The sequence below is a fragment of the Burkholderia sp. BCC1993 genome (genome assembly GCF_905339865.1).
In the GTDB taxonomy this organism is placed as follows: domain Bacteria; phylum Pseudomonadota; class Gammaproteobacteria; order Burkholderiales; family Burkholderiaceae; genus Burkholderia.
Window position 1 is genome coordinate 192,912 of record NZ_CAJPGZ010000017.1, and the last position, 16,971, is coordinate 209,882.

General features: G+C 67.5%; 17 protein-coding genes and 1 pseudogene. 5 read left to right on the plus strand and 13 right to left on the minus strand.

All coding sequences use genetic code 11. The features are described 5' to 3' along the window. Nucleotides 1–554: 554 nt before the first annotated feature. The 7 genes from U4Y91_RS27435 to U4Y91_RS27465 all read right to left on the minus strand — a co-directional run bounded on the left by U4Y91_RS27435 (nt 555) and on the right by U4Y91_RS27465 (nt 6,190). Nucleotides 555–1,136 carry a DUF3501 family protein gene (locus U4Y91_RS27435; RefSeq protein ID WP_044846606.1) on the minus strand — a complete coding sequence of 194 codons (582 nt, stop codon included), beginning with the start codon at nt 1,134–1,136 and terminating at the stop codon, nt 555–557. Between the two features lie 44 nt (nt 1,137–1,180). Next, nucleotides 1,181–2,518, minus strand: a complete 1,338-nt coding sequence (locus U4Y91_RS27440) for a heterodisulfide reductase-related iron-sulfur binding cluster (RefSeq protein WP_321807719.1) — start codon at nt 2,516–2,518, stop codon at nt 1,181–1,183. Between the two features lie 125 nt (nt 2,519–2,643). Then, nucleotides 2,644–3,066 carry a rubrerythrin family protein gene (locus U4Y91_RS27445; RefSeq protein WP_014900079.1) on the minus strand — a complete coding sequence of 141 codons (423 nt, stop codon included), beginning with the start codon at nt 3,064–3,066 and terminating at the stop codon, nt 2,644–2,646. A gap of 508 nt (nt 3,067–3,574) precedes the next feature. Then, a complete protein-coding gene (locus U4Y91_RS27450) occupies nt 3,575–4,843 on the minus strand; it encodes an RNA polymerase sigma factor (RefSeq protein ID WP_321807720.1) in 1,269 nt (422 codons plus the stop codon). Continuing rightward, nucleotides 4,840–5,256: a VOC family protein gene (locus U4Y91_RS27455; protein WP_044846608.1), complete on the minus strand. Its 417-nt coding sequence runs from the start codon at nt 5,254–5,256 to the stop codon at nt 4,840–4,842. The genes U4Y91_RS27450 and U4Y91_RS27455 overlap by 4 nt, the downstream gene beginning before the upstream one ends. A 35-nt stretch (nt 5,257–5,291) precedes the next feature. Beyond that, nucleotides 5,292–5,711 carry a YciI family protein gene (locus U4Y91_RS27460; RefSeq protein ID WP_257770623.1) on the minus strand — a complete coding sequence of 140 codons (420 nt, stop codon included), beginning with the start codon at nt 5,709–5,711 and terminating at the stop codon, nt 5,292–5,294. Nucleotides 5,712–5,836: 125 nt separating this feature from the next. After that, nucleotides 5,837–6,190 (minus strand): YciI family protein, encoded by a 354-nt coding sequence (locus U4Y91_RS27465; protein WP_321807721.1) that lies wholly within the window; start codon nt 6,188–6,190, stop codon nt 5,837–5,839. Between the two features lie 208 nt (nt 6,191–6,398). On the opposite strand from U4Y91_RS27465, the gene U4Y91_RS27470 reads away from it, so the two are divergent. From U4Y91_RS27470 to U4Y91_RS27485, 4 genes are all read left to right on the plus strand, one after another. After that, entirely contained in the window at nt 6,399–8,228 is a 1,830-nt protein-coding gene (locus U4Y91_RS27470; protein ID WP_321807722.1) for an ExeM/NucH family extracellular endonuclease, read from the plus strand. Between the two features lie 337 nt (nt 8,229–8,565). Continuing rightward, the gene (locus U4Y91_RS27475; RefSeq protein WP_321807723.1) at nt 8,566–8,952 is read left to right on the plus strand and encodes a DUF883 family protein; all 387 of its coding nucleotides are present in this window, start codon (nt 8,566–8,568) and stop codon (nt 8,950–8,952) included. Nucleotides 8,953–9,002: 50 nt separating this feature from the next. After that, a complete protein-coding gene (locus U4Y91_RS27480) occupies nt 9,003–9,587 on the plus strand; it encodes a YSC84-related protein (protein WP_321807724.1) in 585 nt (194 codons plus the stop codon). A 233-nt stretch (nt 9,588–9,820) separates the two neighbouring features. After that, nucleotides 9,821–10,873, plus strand: coding sequence for an AI-2E family transporter (locus U4Y91_RS27485; RefSeq protein WP_321807725.1), 1,053 nt, complete (start codon nt 9,821–9,823; stop codon nt 10,871–10,873). A gap of 9 nt (nt 10,874–10,882) precedes the next feature. On the opposite strand, the gene U4Y91_RS27490 is transcribed toward U4Y91_RS27485, so the two are convergent. From U4Y91_RS27490 to U4Y91_RS27500, 3 genes are all read right to left on the minus strand, one after another. Next, nucleotides 10,883–11,386 carry a thioesterase gene (locus U4Y91_RS27490; protein WP_415750504.1) on the minus strand — a complete coding sequence of 168 codons (504 nt, stop codon included), beginning with the start codon at nt 11,384–11,386 and terminating at the stop codon, nt 10,883–10,885. A gap of 165 nt (nt 11,387–11,551) precedes the next feature. Continuing rightward, complete coding sequence (locus U4Y91_RS27495) at nt 11,552–12,568, minus strand: NADP-dependent oxidoreductase (RefSeq protein WP_321807727.1); 1,017 nt, start codon at nt 12,566–12,568, stop codon at nt 11,552–11,554. Nucleotides 12,569–12,602: 34 nt separating this feature from the next. After that, on the minus strand, nt 12,603–13,391 hold the full coding sequence (locus U4Y91_RS27500; protein ID WP_321807728.1) for an SDR family oxidoreductase: 789 nt from the start codon (nt 13,389–13,391) through the stop codon (nt 12,603–12,605). A 229-nt stretch (nt 13,392–13,620) separates the two neighbouring features. Here U4Y91_RS27500 and U4Y91_RS27505 point away from each other — a divergent pair, with 229 nt between their 5' ends. Further along, the gene (locus U4Y91_RS27505) at nt 13,621–13,806 is read left to right on the plus strand and encodes a hypothetical protein (RefSeq protein WP_321807729.1); all 186 of its coding nucleotides are present in this window, start codon (nt 13,621–13,623) and stop codon (nt 13,804–13,806) included. Between the two features lie 7 nt (nt 13,807–13,813). Here U4Y91_RS27505 and U4Y91_RS27510 read toward each other — a convergent pair whose 3' ends face one another. The 3 genes and pseudogenes from U4Y91_RS27510 to U4Y91_RS27520 all read right to left on the minus strand — a co-directional run bounded on the left by U4Y91_RS27510 (nt 13,814) and on the right by U4Y91_RS27520 (nt 16,818). Next, nucleotides 13,814–14,401 (minus strand): phosphatase PAP2 family protein, encoded by a 588-nt coding sequence (locus U4Y91_RS27510; protein ID WP_321807730.1) that lies wholly within the window; start codon nt 14,399–14,401, stop codon nt 13,814–13,816. Nucleotides 14,402–14,481: 80 nt separating this feature from the next. Further along, nucleotides 14,482–15,798: an Nramp family divalent metal transporter gene (locus U4Y91_RS27515; RefSeq protein WP_321807731.1), complete on the minus strand. Its 1,317-nt coding sequence runs from the start codon at nt 15,796–15,798 to the stop codon at nt 14,482–14,484. Next, nucleotides 15,747–16,818: pseudogene (locus U4Y91_RS27520) on the minus strand (helix-turn-helix domain-containing protein). Before U4Y91_RS27520 ends, U4Y91_RS27515 begins: the two are co-directional and overlap by 52 nt. Nucleotides 16,819–16,971: the final 153 nt, after the last annotated feature.

Here is a 16,971-nt window from a genome sequence, read left to right on the forward strand (position 1 = left end):
TCCAATGTGGGAATTTTTGTGCACGAAGCATACCATCCTCAGGGTTTATCTCAATATGACAATGACTTAATGTTACGCACTGAAACAACCTGCCATGGATGCGCAATCCATTTACCGTTGAATTTTTTTACGCGATCGTTATGTGCGACGCTGGGAAGCCCCGTCTGGCGGGGCTCTGCGGGGTACGGCCGCAGCCCGCCCGGCAAGCGATCCGCCGTGTTCCGACCCTTGCCCGCAACCATCCCGCGAATGCCCGGCCAAAATCGGTAAATCAGGGGAAATTTCGTAACAAGATATTCACGGATCGGTAAATCATTCAAATTCCGTTGAACCGAAATTTCTCCGTGCACAATCTTTTTATTGTTTCTCGGCGAGTAATGAAAGCGATCGGACCGGGGATGCACATCGTTTCCCGGCGTGCAAGCGTCGACGGGCCTGTTACATCTTCGGGGTAATGGGCAGGCGACGGCGGCGGGCGCGACGATCGCGCGCCGCGTTTCGCGGCCGGAGGATGTGCGATATGCGCGATACGGAGCGCGGCACCCGGCCGCGCGTCAGCGCAGATCGCCGGCCAGCGACGCGGCCACGTCCGCCGCGATGCGTTGCGGCGGCACCGTATAGGCCGGGTGATCGCAGCCGATCGACAGCGTCGCGCCGTCCTTGAGCGCCGCGCGCATCGGCCCGCTCAGTTCGAAGCGCACGAAATGCACGGCCGAGGTCTTCTCCGCGTTGTCGCGGTCGAGATCCTCGTCGGCGATCGCATAGACGTCAGGGTGCCCGTCGACCCGAAGGTACACGCGATCCTCGACGCCGATCAGCCGCGCGAGTGCCGCGCGCCGCTCGGCTTCGTGCTCGTATTCGATCTGCAGCGTCGCCTTCAGGTTGGTGCCGTCGGGCACGAGCGGCAGATAGGCTTCCAGTTCGCCTTCGATGCCGGCCTCGTCGAAGATCTTCTCGATGTGCAGCATTTCCTGGATCTGATAGCGGATCGTGGTCTCGTCCTCGAACAGGAGGCGCAGATGGTTGCCGAGCGCCACCGCGCGGCGGCGCTTGTGCGCGACGAGCCGCGCGTGTTCGGTCTTGCGGATCTTCGCGTACGCTTCGAGCGTCAGCAGCGAGTCGCGGGTCAGCGTCATGGGATGTCCTCGGATAGCGTCGATGTCGTCGTGGAGCGGCCGGTTCAGATGCCGTACGCGCGGCGCAGCAGCGTCAGCGGATGCGCGAGCGGCGCGGCCGGCAACCCTTTCTCGTCGATGCCCTGCACGATGTGATGGCCGGCGAGCGCGCAGTCCGACGACACGAAATCCGGCTTCGGCTCGGCCATCGCCTTGAACACCGGCGCGCCGATCCGCATCGCGTCCGCATGGAAGGCCTTCTTCACGCCGAACGTGCCCGCGTGCCCCGAACAGCGCTCGACGACGTTCACGCGCGTATCGGGCACGAGCGACAGCGTGTCGGCCGTCTTGCGGCCGATGTTCTGCACGCGCGCGTGGCACGGCACGTGATACGACACGGTGCCGAGGCCCTGCTTGAAATCGGTCTTCAGCAAACCGTCGCGATGCCGCGCGATCACGTACTCGAACGGATCCCAGAATGCATCGGCCACCGCGCGCACCGCTTCGTCGCCGGGGAACATCAGCGGCAGTTCGCTCTTGTACATCAGCACGCAGCTCGGGATCGCGCCGATCAGCGCATAGCCTTCGCGCGCATAGCGCTCCAGCACCGGCATGTTCACGGCCTTCTTCGCGGCGACACCCGCGAGATTGCCCTGCTCGAGGAGCGGCATCCCGCAGCACGCTTCGCGCGTGACGAGCTCGTACGGGATCTCGTTGTGCGCGAGGATCGCGAGCAGGTCGTGGCCGATGCCCGGCTCGTTGAAGTTCACGTAGCACGTCGCGTAGATCGCGACCTTGCCGGGCGTGCGTTCGCCGTCGCGAACCGGCGGGCCGTCCGAACGCTTCGCCGCGCGCCGGAACTTGCGCGGCGCGAATTCCGGCAGCCATGCGTTGCGATCGACGCCGAGCGCCGCTTCCAGCGCGTGGCGCGCGGGCGGCGTGCGATTGACCGCGTTCACCGTCTGCGTGACGATCGGAATGCCCGCGAAATGGCCGAGCGCGTCGGTGTTCGACAGCACCTTGTCGCGCAACGGCGCTTCGCCGCGCTTGTAGCGCGCCGCCTTGCCGCGCAGCATCAGGTGCGGGAAGTCGACGTTCCATGCGTGCGGCGGCACGTACGGGCATTTCGTCATGTAGCAGAGGTCGCACAGGTAGCACTGGTCGACGACCTTGCCGAACGCGTCCTTCGGCACTTCCTCGATGTCGCCCGTCGGCGTGTCGTCGACGAGATCGAACAGCGTGGGAAACGCGCCGCACAGCGACACGCAGCGCCGGCAACCGGCGCAGATGTCGAACACGCGCGTCATTTCCGTATCGATCGCGGCCTGGTCGTAGAACGCTTCGGACTGCCAGTCGAGCGGATGCCGGGTCGGGGCTTCGAGACTGCCTTCCTTGTGGGGCATGAGGCGCTCCAGCGTGGCGCGCATGCGCGCGAACGCGCCGCCCGCGCGGCGCGGGCAGCGATCAACGCACGGCCGGACGCGGGACCTGCCCGGCCGGGCCGTGCAGCCTTGGGGCGGAGCCCGCGTCAGTCGACGAGCGCGTCCAGCGCTTTCGTATAGCGGTTCGCGTGGCTGCGTTCGGCCTTCGCGAGCGTCTCGAACCAGTTCGCGATTTCGTCGAAGCCTTCGTCGCGCGCCGTCTTCGCCATGCCCGGATACATGTCGGTGTACTCGTGCGTCTCGCCGGCAATCGCCGATTCGAGGTTCAGCCGCGACGAGCCGAACGGCAGCCCCGTCGCCGGATCGCCGACTGCTTCGAGGTATTCGAGGTGACCGTGCGCATGGCCCGTTTCGCCTTCGGCAGTCGAGCGGAACAGCGCGGCGACGTCGTTCTGACCTTCGACGTCGGCCTTCGAAGCGAAATACAGATAGCGCCGGTTCGCTTGCGATTCGCCCGCGAATGCGAACTTCAGATTCTCTTCGGTCTTGCTGCCCTTGAGTTGAGCCATTTGCGCCTCCGTTCGAGTCGGCGCGGCCGCGTGCGAAGCCGGGCCGATGATGGATATGGGGAACGATGCGTACGCCGGACACGCACGCTTCGTGCCTTTTAATCTAGGCGCTGGCGTTCGCATCCCCCAATAGGCTTTTTCAATCCGTGCGATAGCGGGGAGCGGGAATGAGGGACGGGTGGCGGGTGGAGGCGGGGCGGTGGCTGGGGGTGGCGTTTCGTTCGGCGTTTCGTTCGGCGTTTCGTTCGGCGTTTCGTTTGGCGTTTCGTTTGGCGTTTCGTTTGGCGTTTGGCGTTTGGCGTTTGGCGTTTGGCGTTTGGCGTTTGGCGTTTGGCGTTTGGCGTTTGGCGTTTGGCGTTTGGCGTTTGGCGTTTGGCGTTTGGCGTTTGGCGTTTGGCGTTCGGCGTTCGGCGTTCGGCGTTCGGCGTTCGGCGTTCGGCGTTCGGCGTTTGGCGTTCGGCGTTCGATGCGACGCGCGGTGTACGCACACCGGCGTCGCCCGTCTGCATCACGCATCCGTCGCGCGCTTCAGCAGCAATTCCCTCTCGCGCTCGTTGCGGGTCAATTCCGCCGCGCGGCGGAACTCGACCTTCGCCTCGTCGGCGCGGCCGAGTTTCGCGAGCAGGTCACCGCGCACGCTCGGCAACCAGTGATAGCGCGCGAGCGCCGGATCGTCGCGCAGCACGTCGACGATTTCCAGCGCCGCGGCAGGCCCGAACTCCATCCCCACCGCCACCGCGCGGTTCAGCTCGACGACCGGCGACGGCGCGACTTCGGCGAGCGCGTCGTACAACGCGACGATCTGCGCCCAGTCCGTGTCCGACGCGTGCCGCGCGCGTGCATGGCACGCCGCCAGCGCGGCCTGCAGCGCATACGGGCCGCGCACGCCGCCGAGCTTCGTCGCCCGCTCGAGCGCCGCGAGGCCGCGCCGGATCAGCAGCGGATCCCAGCGGCTGCGGTCCTGGTCGAGCAGCAGCACGGGCCGCCCCTGCGCATCGGTCCGCGCATGCATGCGCGACGCCTGCAGTTCCATCAGCGCGACGAGCCCGAGCACTTCGCTTTCGTCCGGCACGAGCCCGGCGAGCACGCGGCCGAGACGCAGCGCCTCGTCGCACAGCGCCGGGCGCGTCCAGTCGTCGCCCGCGGTCGCCGCATGGCCTTCGTTGAACACGAGATAGATCACTTCGAGCACCGACGCGAGCCGCGCGGGCCGCGCGTCGGCGGCCGGCACCTCGAACGGCACGCGCGCCGCCGCGAGCGTGCGCTTCGCGCGCACGATGCGCTGCGCGATCGTCGGCTCGGGCGACAGGAACGCACGCGCGATCTCGTTCGTGGTCAGCCCGCCGAGCAGCCGCAACGTCAGCGCGACGCGCGCATCGGTCGACAGCACCGGATGGCACGACGTGAAGATCAGCCGCAGCAGGTCGTCGCCGATATCGTCGTCGCGCGCGTCGGCGAGCGCCTCCGCGATGTCGGGGACGACGTGCGCTTCGAGCGCGTCCATTTCATGGCCGAGCTGGTCGCGCTTCGCCGCATGCAGCGACTCCTGCCGGACCCGGTCGAGCGCGCGCCGCTTCACGGCCGTCATCAGCCACGCGGCCGGATTGTCGGGCACGCCGTCGACGGGCCAGTGCTCCAGCGCCGCGACGAGCGTGTCCTGCGCCAGTTCCTCGGCCACGCCGACGTCGCGCACCACGCGCGCGGCGCGCGCGATGATCTTGGGCGCCTCGATCCGCCAGACCGCTTCGATCGCACGGTGAGTCGCCTCACGCGTCACGACGCTTGCCCCTGGGCGGACGCATCCAGCGGCATGGCCATCAGCTCCCATGCGTGGCCGTCCGGATCGTCGAACCCGTGGCCGTACATGTTCGGATACTCACGCGGCGCTTGCGGCGCGGACCCGCCGGCAGCGAGTGCCTTCGCGACGATCGCGTCGACCTCGGCGCGGCTGTCGCACGACAGGCACGACAGCGCCTGCACCTGCGTCGCCGGATCGACGATGGTCTTGCCGGTGAAGGTTTGGAAAAACGGCCGCACGAGCAGCATCGCGAAAATCGTGTCGCTGATCTTGATGCAGGCAGCCTGATCGTTGGTATAGGCCGGTACGACTTCGAAACCGAGTGCCTGGTAGAACGTCTTCGAGCGCGGCAGGTCGGCCACGGGCAGGTTGATGAAAACCATCTTGTGCATGACGGGTGCTCCGGTGGGATTGGCTTCGGGTGGATTCAGGCGTGGCCGTGTCCGACATTGAGTTCGCGGAACCGCTCGACTGCCTCGCTGGGTGTCAGGTCGTCGAGTTCGAACAGCGGCCGCACCTCGATCTCGCAGTCCATCTCCGCACCGAACGGCGCGGGAAACCGGCGCGTCCATTCGAGCGCCTCGTCGCGCGAGCGCACCTGGATCAGCGTATAGCCGGCAATCAGCTCCTTCGTCTCCGCGAACGGGCCGTCGACCACCGTGCCCTTGCCGCCGGTGTAGCGCACGCGCCAGCCGCGCGCGCTCGGCCGCAGGCCGTTCGCATCGAGCAGCACGCCGGCCTTGGCCAGCTCCTCGTGATAGACCGTCATCGCCTCGACCAGCCGGTTGTCCGGCAATGCATCGGATTCGCTGACGGCGTTCGCCCGGATCATGATCATGAATCGCATCGTTCACTCCTTGTCATCGGTGGAAAGGGGCGTCCGTTCATCGGCGCCTTATCCCTACGACGGGCGGCAGACTGCCGGATCGACATACGGCGCGACGAATCCGGGTTAACACCGAGCCGCAGCCGTCACAGGAAGCATGGGCCGACCGCGCGCACTTCGACCGTGCACCATTGCGCGGCCGGGCACTGGCGCGCGATCTCGATCGCTTCGTCGCGCGTGTCGACGTCGACGATGAAGAACCCGCCGACCATTTCCTTCGCCTCGGCGAACGGGCCGTCGACGAAGCGCGTCTCGCCGTCGCGCACCTGCACACGCGTCGCGCGCTCCGAGCGCTCGAGCGACTCGACGCCGCGCAGCACGCCGCGCGCCTTCAGCGTCTGCGCGAAATCGACCATCCGCGCGTACAGCGCCTGCCCCTCCTCGAGCGTGCGTTCGGCGCGCTGGCCGGTCGGTTCGACAATCAACAGCATGTAGGACATGGAAATCTCCAGTGGGGGCCGTGCGCAAAAAGCGTTCGGATCGCAGGCCGGAATGACACGTCAGATGCGCAGCGTAACAGCCCCGGGCGGCCCTGCCGTCATCGTTGGCCGTTCGACACTGGCCTGATGGCCAATTCGATCGCAGCACGCGATTTTGCCGTCAAGATGCTTGCCCGAACCTTCGAATTTTCTTCCTGTGGAGCACTCCATGTCACGCCTGCTGCCGCCGCTCGCGCTCGCCGCATCGCTCGCCCCGTTTGCCGCGTTTGGCCTTTCAGCGCCGGCCGCCACCGCCGCCACCACCGCGCTGCCGGTCAGCGCGGGCTGCGGCGGCCCCACGACGGCGATCGCCGACCTCCGGCATTCCGGCGGCCGGTCGCCGCTGGCCGGGCGCACCGCGTCGATCGAAGCGATCGTCACCGCGGCATTCGGCGGCGTCGACGGCTTCGGCGGATTCTTCGTCCAGCAGGCGGATGCGCAGCGGCGCCACCGGCCGGGCGTCCCGGAAGGCCTGTTCGTCTACGCGCCGCACGCGCGTGTCCGCCCGGGCGAACGCGTGCACGTCACCGGCAGGATCGAGCAGAAGTACGGCCGCACGCAACTGGCACTGTCGGGCCGCGTGGCCGTCTGCGCGCACGGGCAGACCGTCACGCCGGCTGCGCTCGCGCTGCCGGTCGACAGCGAGTCCGTCTTCGCCGCGCATGAAGGCATGCGCGTGCGCTTTCCGCAAACGCTGACCGTCAGCGATACCTACGACCTCGGCCGCTACGGCAGCATCGTGCTCAGCCACGGTCGCCTCTACATGCCGACGCACGTGGTGCCGCCGGCCGACGCCACCGCGCAGGCGGCGGCCAATGCCCGCAACCGCATCGTGCTCGACGACGGTTCGAGCCGCGTGAACCCCGCGACCGCCCGCTATCCGCCGCCTGCGCTGGGCGCCGCCAACACGCTGCGCGCGGGCTACACGGTGCGCGGCGTCGAAGGTGTGCTCGAGCAGCGCTACGGCACGTGGCGACTGCAGCCTGTGCCGGCGTCGGCGCCGGTCTTCGACGCCGCATCGAATCCGCGGACCGATGCACCGCCGCGGCATCCGCAGGCCGACGTGCGGGTCGCGTCGTTCAACGTCTTCAACTATTTCAACGGCGACGGAACCGGCGGCGGCTTCGACGATCCGGCCAATCGCGGCGCGAAGACGCCCGCCGTCTTCGCCCGCCAGGAAGCGAAGATCGTCGCCGCGCTGCGCGCATTGCGCGCCGACGTGATCGGCCTGATGGAAATCGCGAACAACGGCCACGGCCCCGCGAGCGCCGTGCAGCGTCTCGCGGCCCGGCTCGGCGACGGCTGGCGCGCGGTCGACCCCGGGACCGCGCGACTCGGCCGCGATGCGATCGCGGTCGCGCTGCTGTACGACAGCCGGACGATCGAACCCGTCGGGCGCGCCGCGACCGTCGCGCTCGACGGCGGGAATCGCCCGCCGCTCGCGCAGACGTTCCGGCGCATTGGCGGCACCCGCGCGTTCACGGTCGCGGTCAATCACCTGAAATCGAAGAACTGCCCACGGGCGACCGGCCCGGATCTCGACCAGTCGGACGGTCAGGGCTGCTGGAACGCGACGCGCACGCGTGCGGCCGAACGCATCGCCGCGTGGCTCGCCACGTCGCCGACCGGCGCCGCGGCCGACGGCGTGCTGCTGATCGGCGACCTGAACAGCTATGCGAAGGAAGACCCGCTGCGCGCGCTCGAATCGCGCGGCTACACGAACCTCGTCGCCCGCTTCGCCGGCAACGCCGGCTACAGCTATGTATTCCGCGGCGAAGCGGGCAACCTCGACCACGCACTCGCCACGTCGCCGCTTGCCGCGCGCGTGAAGGCCGTGCATGCGTGGCACATCAATGCCGACGAACCGGTCGCGCTGCAATCCGTGCCCGATTACAAAACCGCGGCGCAACGGGCGGCCTATTACGCACCCGATGCATACCGCTCGTCGGATCACGATCCCGTCGTCATCGACCTCGCGCCGGACGAAGGCGCCACCTGAGCCATCGCGGGCACAAACCCTGCTCCACCAGGAAACGGGAGATTAGTGCAATTGCATCAGCATGACGCGTGCAACGGCACTATTTACCTGGCGCATCGGGCGACGCCATATTTACCGGACTTTCACGTCGCGCCACGGCTTGCTGGTCGCTTCGCCCCGAAGCGCGAATTTTTTTCAACCGCCGCCCCGCCCCATTGCGCGGGGCTTCCCGGGAAATTTGCCGGCGAATTGAAAATTTGTCTCGAAACTCAATTGGCTGATGTGAATCACATTGGTTGCTGGGATTCGTCTTATCTTCAAATTAGCCTGCAAATCAAATCGAAGGAGGATAAACACCATGGCGCTCACCGACTCGATCGAACACAAGCTGGACCGCGGCCTGTCCGACATCCGTCGCACCGGCCGGCGCGTGGGACGCACGACGCGCTCGGCGGCTCGCGACCTGCATGCGGACGTGTCCGACGATCTGCGCGGGCTGGTCGATGAACTGGAAGACCTGCTGAAGAACGACGGCGACGGCGATATCGCCGCGCTGCGCAAGCGCGTGCAGTCGCGGCTCGACGAAGCGCGCAGCACGCTCGACTACGCGTCGGGCAACGCGGTCGCGCGGCTGCGCGATTCGGCCGAACGCGTATCGCAAGCCGTGCACGACAATCCATGGCAGACCGCAGGCGTCGTCGCGGGCCTCGCGTTCGTCGCCGGCCTGCTCCTTTCCCGCCGTTGAACGGGGCGACCGTCCCGTCCTTCCTCACCCGACAACGAAGGAGAAACGCCATGCAGAAATCCCTCGCCCTGAAAGCCGCCGCCGCCGTCATGCTCGGCAGTCTTGCACTTGCCGGCTGCACCACCACCCCCAACAAACCCGACAACGCATCGGCCAGCGCGTCGAAACGCGAGTCGATCGACGCGAGCGTGAACGCGACGATCTCGCGCCTCTATTCGACGGTGCCGGGCTCGCGTGAACTCGTTGCGAAATCGCGCGGCGTGCTCGTGTTCCCGAACGTGCTGCAGGCCGGCCTCATCGTCGGCGGCCAGTCCGGCAACGGCGCGCTGCGCGTCGGCGGCAGCACCGTCGGCTACTACAACACGTCGTCGCTGTCGGTCGGCCTGCAGGCCGGTGCGCAATCGAAGGCGATCGTGTTCCTGTTCATGACGCAGGATGCGCTCGACTCGTTCCGCAAGTCCGAAGGCTGGTCGGCCGGCGCCGACGCCTCCGTCGCGGTCGTGAAGATGGGCGCGAACGGCGCGATCGACTCCAACACGGCCACCGCACCGGTCGAGGTGCTGGTGCTGACCAACGCGGGCCTGATGGGTGATCTGTCGGTCAGCGGCACCAAGGTCACCCGGCTCCACATCTGACGATGCGGCACGGCCCCCGGGCCGGTTCGCTTCCCGGCAACGCCGCGGCCCCGGCCGCGGCGTTTTCTCGTGCGCCGCCCGCGGCGGGTATGATGGCGGCACCTTTGCGGGCATACTGCCGATCGGGCCGCCCTGCCGCGCGCTTCGCCGCGACATCCGTGACGTTCGCGAGCCGATCGCGCCCGAGGCAATGAAATTCGATCAAACCAGGCATCAATCTGCGCGAACCATCCATGGATAGCGGACACGATCACCAAAAATTCTTCTATTTCCTGCTGTTCGCGGTCACCGTCGGACTGTGCTGGATACTCGCGCCGTTCTCCGGCGCCGTCTTCTGGGGCACCATTCTCGCGATCCTGTTCCAGCCGGTGCAGCGCTGGCTCGCCGCACGCTTCGGCAAGCGGCGCAACCTGGCCGCGCTCGTGACGATGTCGCTGATCATCCTGATCGTGATCCTGCCGCTCGTGTTCGTCATGGCGACGCTCGTGCAGGAAATCGCGTACGTGTACCAGGAACTGAAGAGCGCGCAGCCGAATTATTCGCAGTACTTCCATGACATCATTCATGCGCTGCCGACGTCGATCCAGAACCTGCTGCAGAAATACGGGCTGACCAACATCCCCGGCATCCAGAAGAAGCTGACCGATGGCGCCGCGCAGATCAGCCAGTTCGCGGCGGCCCAGGCGCTCAGCATCGGCCAGAACACGTTCCAGTTCGTCGTCAGCTTCGGCGTGATGCTGTACATGGTGTTCTTCCTGCTGCGCGACGGCGGCGAGATCGGCCGCCGCGTGCGCCGCGCGATACCGCTCGACGAAGAGCACAAGAACCTGCTGCTCGCGAAGTTCACGACGGTGGTGCGCGCAACCGTGAAGGGCAACATCGCGGTCGCGCTCGTGCAGGGCGCGCTCGGCGGCCTGATCTTCTGGATCCTCGGGATCGAAGGCGTCGTGCTGTGGGGCGCGCTGATGGCGTTCCTGTCGCTCTTGCCGGCGATCGGCGCGAGCCTCGTGTGGGTGCCCGCCGCGCTCTACTTCCTCGCGATCGGCGCGATCTGGAAATGCGTGATCCTCGTCGCGTTCTGCGTCGGCGTGATCGGCCTCGTCGACAACCTGCTGCGCCCGATCCTCGTCGGCAAGGACACGAAGATGCCCGACTGGGTCGTGCTGATCTCGACGCTCGGCGGGATGGCGCTGTTCGGCATCAACGGCTTCGTGATCGGGCCGCTCGTCGCCGCGCTGTTCATGGCGAGCTGGGACATCTACGCGCGCGCCGAACAGGGGGAATGACGCCGCGCGTCACGGATGACGAATCCTGATCACGACGGGCGCCACGGCGCCCGTTTCCATGTCCGGCCCCGCGATCGTCAGCACGCCGCCATACGGCCCGACACGATGCGCGCGACCCGCTTCCAGCGGCACGACTCGATCGTCGCGCGCATCGCGCCAGGTTGCGCGAACCGCCGCGCCCGCAGGCTGCGAAACCGGCTGGCCGTCCAGCCCCACGAGCGCCAGATGCGCACCGGGCAAGCGGCGGCCATGCGCATCGAAGCGGAGCGTCGCCGCCATCGCGCTGGCTGACGCGTCGATCGACGGCGCATCGAATGTCACGTCGTACAGATCGACGAGTCCGCCGGTGAATCGCATGACGCCACCTGCATTCGCCTGCCCAGCCGCGCCGGCACCCGACATCGCGCACGCGATGCCGATCCCCATTGCGACGATCCTCAGCCGGTTGCCAACGCGTCGCATCGTTCGATCGCACACCACCGCCGATGCATCCTGCCCAGAATTCATTCGCATGTTTCGCCTCCCTTCTCGCCGCGCAAATAAAAACGGCGGCGTGACGCACATGTCACGCCGCCGGTTGCTGGCGATTACTTTAAGGAGAGCGGCCGGAACAATATATGGGACAAGTCCTAAATCGATGTCCGCCTGTTCGAACTCAAGGCGCGCGAACGCTGCCGTTCATGCGTCCGGATCGACGCGCAGCACGAGCTTGCCGCGATGGTCGCCGTCGAACAGTCGGTTCAGCACGTCGGGGGCGTTTTCGAGCCCGTCGGCGACGGTTTCCTCGGCCTTGAGCCGGCCGTCGCGCAGCCATCCTGCGAGCGTCTGCACCGCTTCGCGGCTCTTGCGGTAGTCGAGGATCAGGAAGCCGCGCATCGTGATCCGCTTCGAGATCAGCACGCCGACGTCGTCCGCCGCGCGGCCGCTGTTGTAGTTCGAGATCACGCCGCACAGCGCGACGCGTCCGCCGATCACCATTCGCGACAGCACCGCGCGCATCACCTCGCCGCCGACGTTCTCGAAGTTCACGTGCACGCCGTCGGGCGTCGCCGCCTTCAGCTGCTCACGGAAATCGTCGGCCTTGTAGTCGACGGCCGCGTCGAAGCCGAGCGTCTCGGTCAGGTAGCGGCACTTGTCCGCGCCACCCGCGATACCCACCACGCGCGCACCGTGGATCTTGCCGATCTGGCCGGCGATCGAGCCGACCGACCCGGCCGCCGCCGACACGACGAGCGTCTCGCCGGGCTGCACCGGCGCGATGTCGGTCAGCCCGTAGTACGCGGTCAGGCCACTCATCCCGCACGCGCCGAGCAGCGTCGGCAGCGGCAGGCCCGACTGCGCGGGCAGCTTCACGAGTTGCGCGGCCTGGTCGGCCGGCACGACCGCATAGTCCTGCCAGCCGACCAGCCCCTGCACGAGATCGCCTTGCGCGAACCCCGCGTGGCGCGACGCGACCACGCGCCCGATGCCGAGCGCACGCATCACTTCGCCGATCGCGACGGGCGGCAGGTATTGCGGCACGTCGCTCATCCACACGCGGTTGGTCGGATCCATCGACAGATACAGCACGCGCACGAGCACTTCACCGTCGGCGAGCGCCGGCACCGGCGTCTCGACGAACGAAAAGTGTTCGCGGCCGACCCGCCCTTCCGGGCGTGTCTTCAGCAGCAGTTGGCGGTTCACGGGTGTCGACACGATGTTCTCCTCCGGTTGGGGTTATCGATGCGCGTCAGACCGCGCACATGCCGCCGTCGATCACGAGTTCGGCGGCCGTCACGAAGCGGCTTTCGTCGGATGCCAGATAGACGGCCGCATGCGCGACGTCGTCCGGTTCGCCGAGCCGGCGCAGCGGAATGCCGCGCGCGAGCTTGCGCGTCGCATCGCGTTCGCCGAGCGACTGGAACAGCGGCTCGACGATCCCCGTGCGAATGAACGCCGGGTGAATAGAATTGCAGCGCACGTCGATCTCGCGGCGCGCGCAATCGATCGCGACCGACTTCGTCAGCGACGCGACCGCGGCCTTCGACGCGTTGTACGCGGTGAAATCCGGCTCGACCTTGAACGCGGCCACCGACGAGATGTTGATGATCGAGGCGGGATGGCTCTCGGCCAGATACGACAGCGCATGCTTGCAGCCGAGCACGATGCTCTCGACGTTGACCGCCATCACGCGCCGCCATTCGTCCAGTTCGATCTGCGCGGGCGAGCCGATCGAGCCGACACCCGCGTTGTTGACGAGCACCGACAGCCCGCCCATCGCATCGACCGCCTGCGCGAGCAGCGCCTGCCAGCGCGCCTCGTCGCGCACGTCCTGCGTGGCCGCGAACGCGACCGGCGCCGCGTGCCCCGCATTGAGTTCGTGCGCGAAGTCGTCGAGCACCGCCGCGTCGGCAACGTCGGTCAGGAACACGCGCGCGCCCTGCTCGACCATCCGGCGCGCGATCGCGCGGCCGAGGCCGCCGGCGGCGCCCGTGATGTACGCGCACTTGCCTGCGAGGCGCGAGGAAACGACTGTCATGGGACCTGCTCCTATCGTGAATCGTCGCGGCGGACCGGTGCCGCGACGGCGGTTGCCGTGCGCCGGCCGACGGCCGCGCGGTATGCGCGAGTATAGCGAGCCGGCCGCACCGCGCCGGACGAATCCGGCGGCCGGCCGCTGCCGGCCCCGCTCGAACGAACGCCAGCGTACGCGATTGCCGCCAATCGATGAAATGAATCTTCGTAATGCCCGGTCATAGACATGGCTCATGACCTTCGGCTCCGCGGGCGGCGGAACGGGCGGGCGCAGCACGGCCGATCATCGCCGATATCGGCTCGACAACGACCGGGAACCGGCTTTCGACAATGACGGAGAACGAATGGGACGGGACTCGGGGCGCCGCCGCCATGGCGACGACCGCATCCGGCACCGGCGCACCGATGCGCGGCAATGAACAGCCGTCAGAACCCGTCGCCGGACGTGCGCATGAACGCGCAGAACTGCGGGGAATGCGTGTCGATCATCTGCTGGAACGGTGCGCGATGCCCGTACGCGATGCCGGACACGAGGAGCAGGCAGACGGCCGCGATGCGCGGCGAGAACGCGCGCTTGTGCGCCCGCTGGTAGGCGCGCAGGAACACCAGCGCGACCAGCGCGCCGAGCAGCCAGCCGACGACGACTTCCGGGACCGTGTGCGAATGATCGAACACGCGCGCGACGGCCGTCAGCGCGCCGACGGCAAGACCGGCCGCCACGCCCGGCGCCTTGCCCGGACGGAATGCCTGCCACAGCATCGACAGCGCGACGGTCCACACGGACGTCGACAGCATCGTATGGCCGCTGATCACGCGAAAATCGAACTGCGGGATCTCGACACCGCAGCCCGCATAGAGAATCTTGGTCGCCCCGACCAGGCTCATGCCGGCCGCGAGCAGCGCGATCCAGCGCACCGCGAGCCGCCAGTCGGACAGCGCGAGCCAGACGGCGCAGGTCAGCGCGACCGGCAAGGTCAGCGCGGCATCGCCGATGTTGCTGATTTCACTCCACATGACGGACGTCGAACGGCTGGCAAAAGGCGCAGTTTAACGCAGGCGCGCCACGCGCCTGTTTCAGCCTGTGACAAGCTGTATCAGCCCGCGACACCCGTGATCAGCAGCAGGTTCGTGCCGGTGATGACGGCGAACAGCACCCAGGCGGCTGCCTGCATCCCGCGGCCGATCGCATGCTCGCCCATCGTGCCGCGATCGCTGACCGACCGGATCAGCGGCCACATCGCGAACGGCAGCTGCAGGCTCAGCAGCACCTGGCTCCAGACGAGCAGTTGCCCGACCGAGTTTTCGCCGAGCCACAGCACGCCGATCAGTGCGGGCACCAGTGCGAGCCCGCGCGTGATCAGCCGGCGCTGGTAGCACGGGATTTTCGTATGCAGGAAGCCGTCCATGATCACCTGGCCGGCGATCGTGCCGGTCAGCGTCGAGCTTTGCCCCGACGCGAGCAGCGCGATGCCGAACAGCAGCGCGGCCGCGCCGCCCGCGATCGGCGTGATCAGCCGGTATGCCTGTTCGATGTCGGTCACGTCGTGCTGGCCGGTCGCATGGAACGCCGCGCCCGCGACGACCAGGATCGCCGCATTGACGAGCATCGCGACGAACAGCGACACGCAGGTGTCGATGCGCACCAGCGCGAGCGTGTCGCGGATCAGGCCGCGCGCGCCGCCGACGACATGGCGCGTCTGCACGACCGACGAATGCAGATACAGGTTGTGCGGCATGATCGTCGCGCCGACGATGCCGAGCGCGAGCACGATCGCGTCCTTGCGGTCATGGCCCGGATTGCCCGGCACGAGCCCCTTCGCGACCGCATGCCAGTCGGGCGGCGTGATCGCGACCTGCGCGACGAAGCAGAACGCCATCGTCGCGATCAACCCGAGCACGATCGCCTCGATCTGCCGGACGCCCTTGCCCTGCAGCCCGAGCACGATCACCGTGTCGAGCGCGGTCAGCACGATCCCCCACGCGAGCGGCACGCCGAGCAGCAGCTTGAACGCGAGCGCGCAGCCGAGCACTTCGGCGATGTCGCACGCGATGATCGACACCTCGGCGGTCACCCACTGCACGATGCGGCCGAAGGTGCCATAGCGGTCGTAGCTGGCCTGCGCGAGATCCTTGCCCGCGACGAGGCCGAGCCGCGCGGCGAGCATCTGCAGGAAGATCGCGGCGAGGCTCGAGAACGCGACGACCCACAGCAGCGCATAGCCGAATTGCGAGCCGGCCTGGATGTCGGTGGCCCAGTTGCCGGGATCCATATATCCGATCGCGACCAGCAGGCCCGGGCCGAAGAAGCGCTTGAGCTTCATCCAGCGCGACGCGCCGGCGTCGATCGTGATGCTGCCCTTTACTTCCGACGGGCAGAAGGGGGCTGTGGCGGTAGTGGGGAGCAAGGGCATGGAAACCGGGGATCGTGATCGCGACACGGTGATTTTACGGTCATCCGCCCCGCTTGCTCACGCGCGTCGCCGCACACCCCGGCTCGCCCGCTCGCCGTCGGCTGTCGCGAGCCGCGGCGCGGGCTGCGGATCGGCCTGCGGGTCCGGCGTCCCGGCACCGTTCGTCAGGATCCGCTCGCGCTCGGCGACGCGAAATTCGGTCGGCGACACCAGGAGGCGCTGGCGAAACAGCTTGGCCAGACGCTCGCCGCTGCCGAAGCCCGTGCGCCGCGCGACCTTGTCGGCCGGCAGCGTCGTGTGGACCAGCATGTGGCATGCGCGCTCGAGCCGCACGTGCTGCACGAACTCGGTCGGCGTCACGCCGATTTCCTTCTTGAAGCGCCGCAGGAAATTGCGCTCGCTCATCGCGACCGTCTGCGCGACTTCCGCAACCGAAATGCGGTTCGCGCTCTGCGCGCGCAGCCGCTGCACCGACATCCGGATCGACGGGCTCGCGCTCAGTTCGCGAAACGCCCACATCGACTGCGCATAGCGCTGCTCGACCGGCTGCATCAGGTTGCTGGCGATCTCCTGTGCGGCGCTGTCGCCGAGATCGGCGCGGAACATGTCGAGCACGCCCGCGAACACGTCGGCCTCGCCGGCCTGCAGTTCGATCGTGGCCATCGCACCGCGGGTGCGATCGGTCCGCGCGTGACCGGCGTCCGTCTGCCGCTGCGACGCGGCGAGCGTCGACAGGTCCATCGCATCGACGATCCAGCGCGCATGGCGGCGGATGTCGCTCAGGCGGCGCCGCAACGCATCGTCCCAGTTGATCGACGCGCGCTCACCATGAAGATGAAAGAACGCGAGTGCACGATGGCCATGCTCGTCGCCGAGTGGATCGGCGGCGATCTGCACACCGGACGACGACTGCAGCAATCCCCCGCTTTCGGATACGTACTTCAGCTGGTAATCCGCATTGAACGCGTTCAGGCGATTCGCCAGGTTGAAGGCCTCGCCGAGACGCGCGGCCTCGGCCAAGGAAAACCCCGTACTCAAATAGATTACGACCCACCTCTGATCTGCTGCTTCCACTGGCCAAGCCCCCGGACTGTTTCGACTTCTTTTTTTAATACCGTCGAACTGTCAGGCTTATATTTGGTTTGAACACGTGCGACAGGGACGGCTATCTCG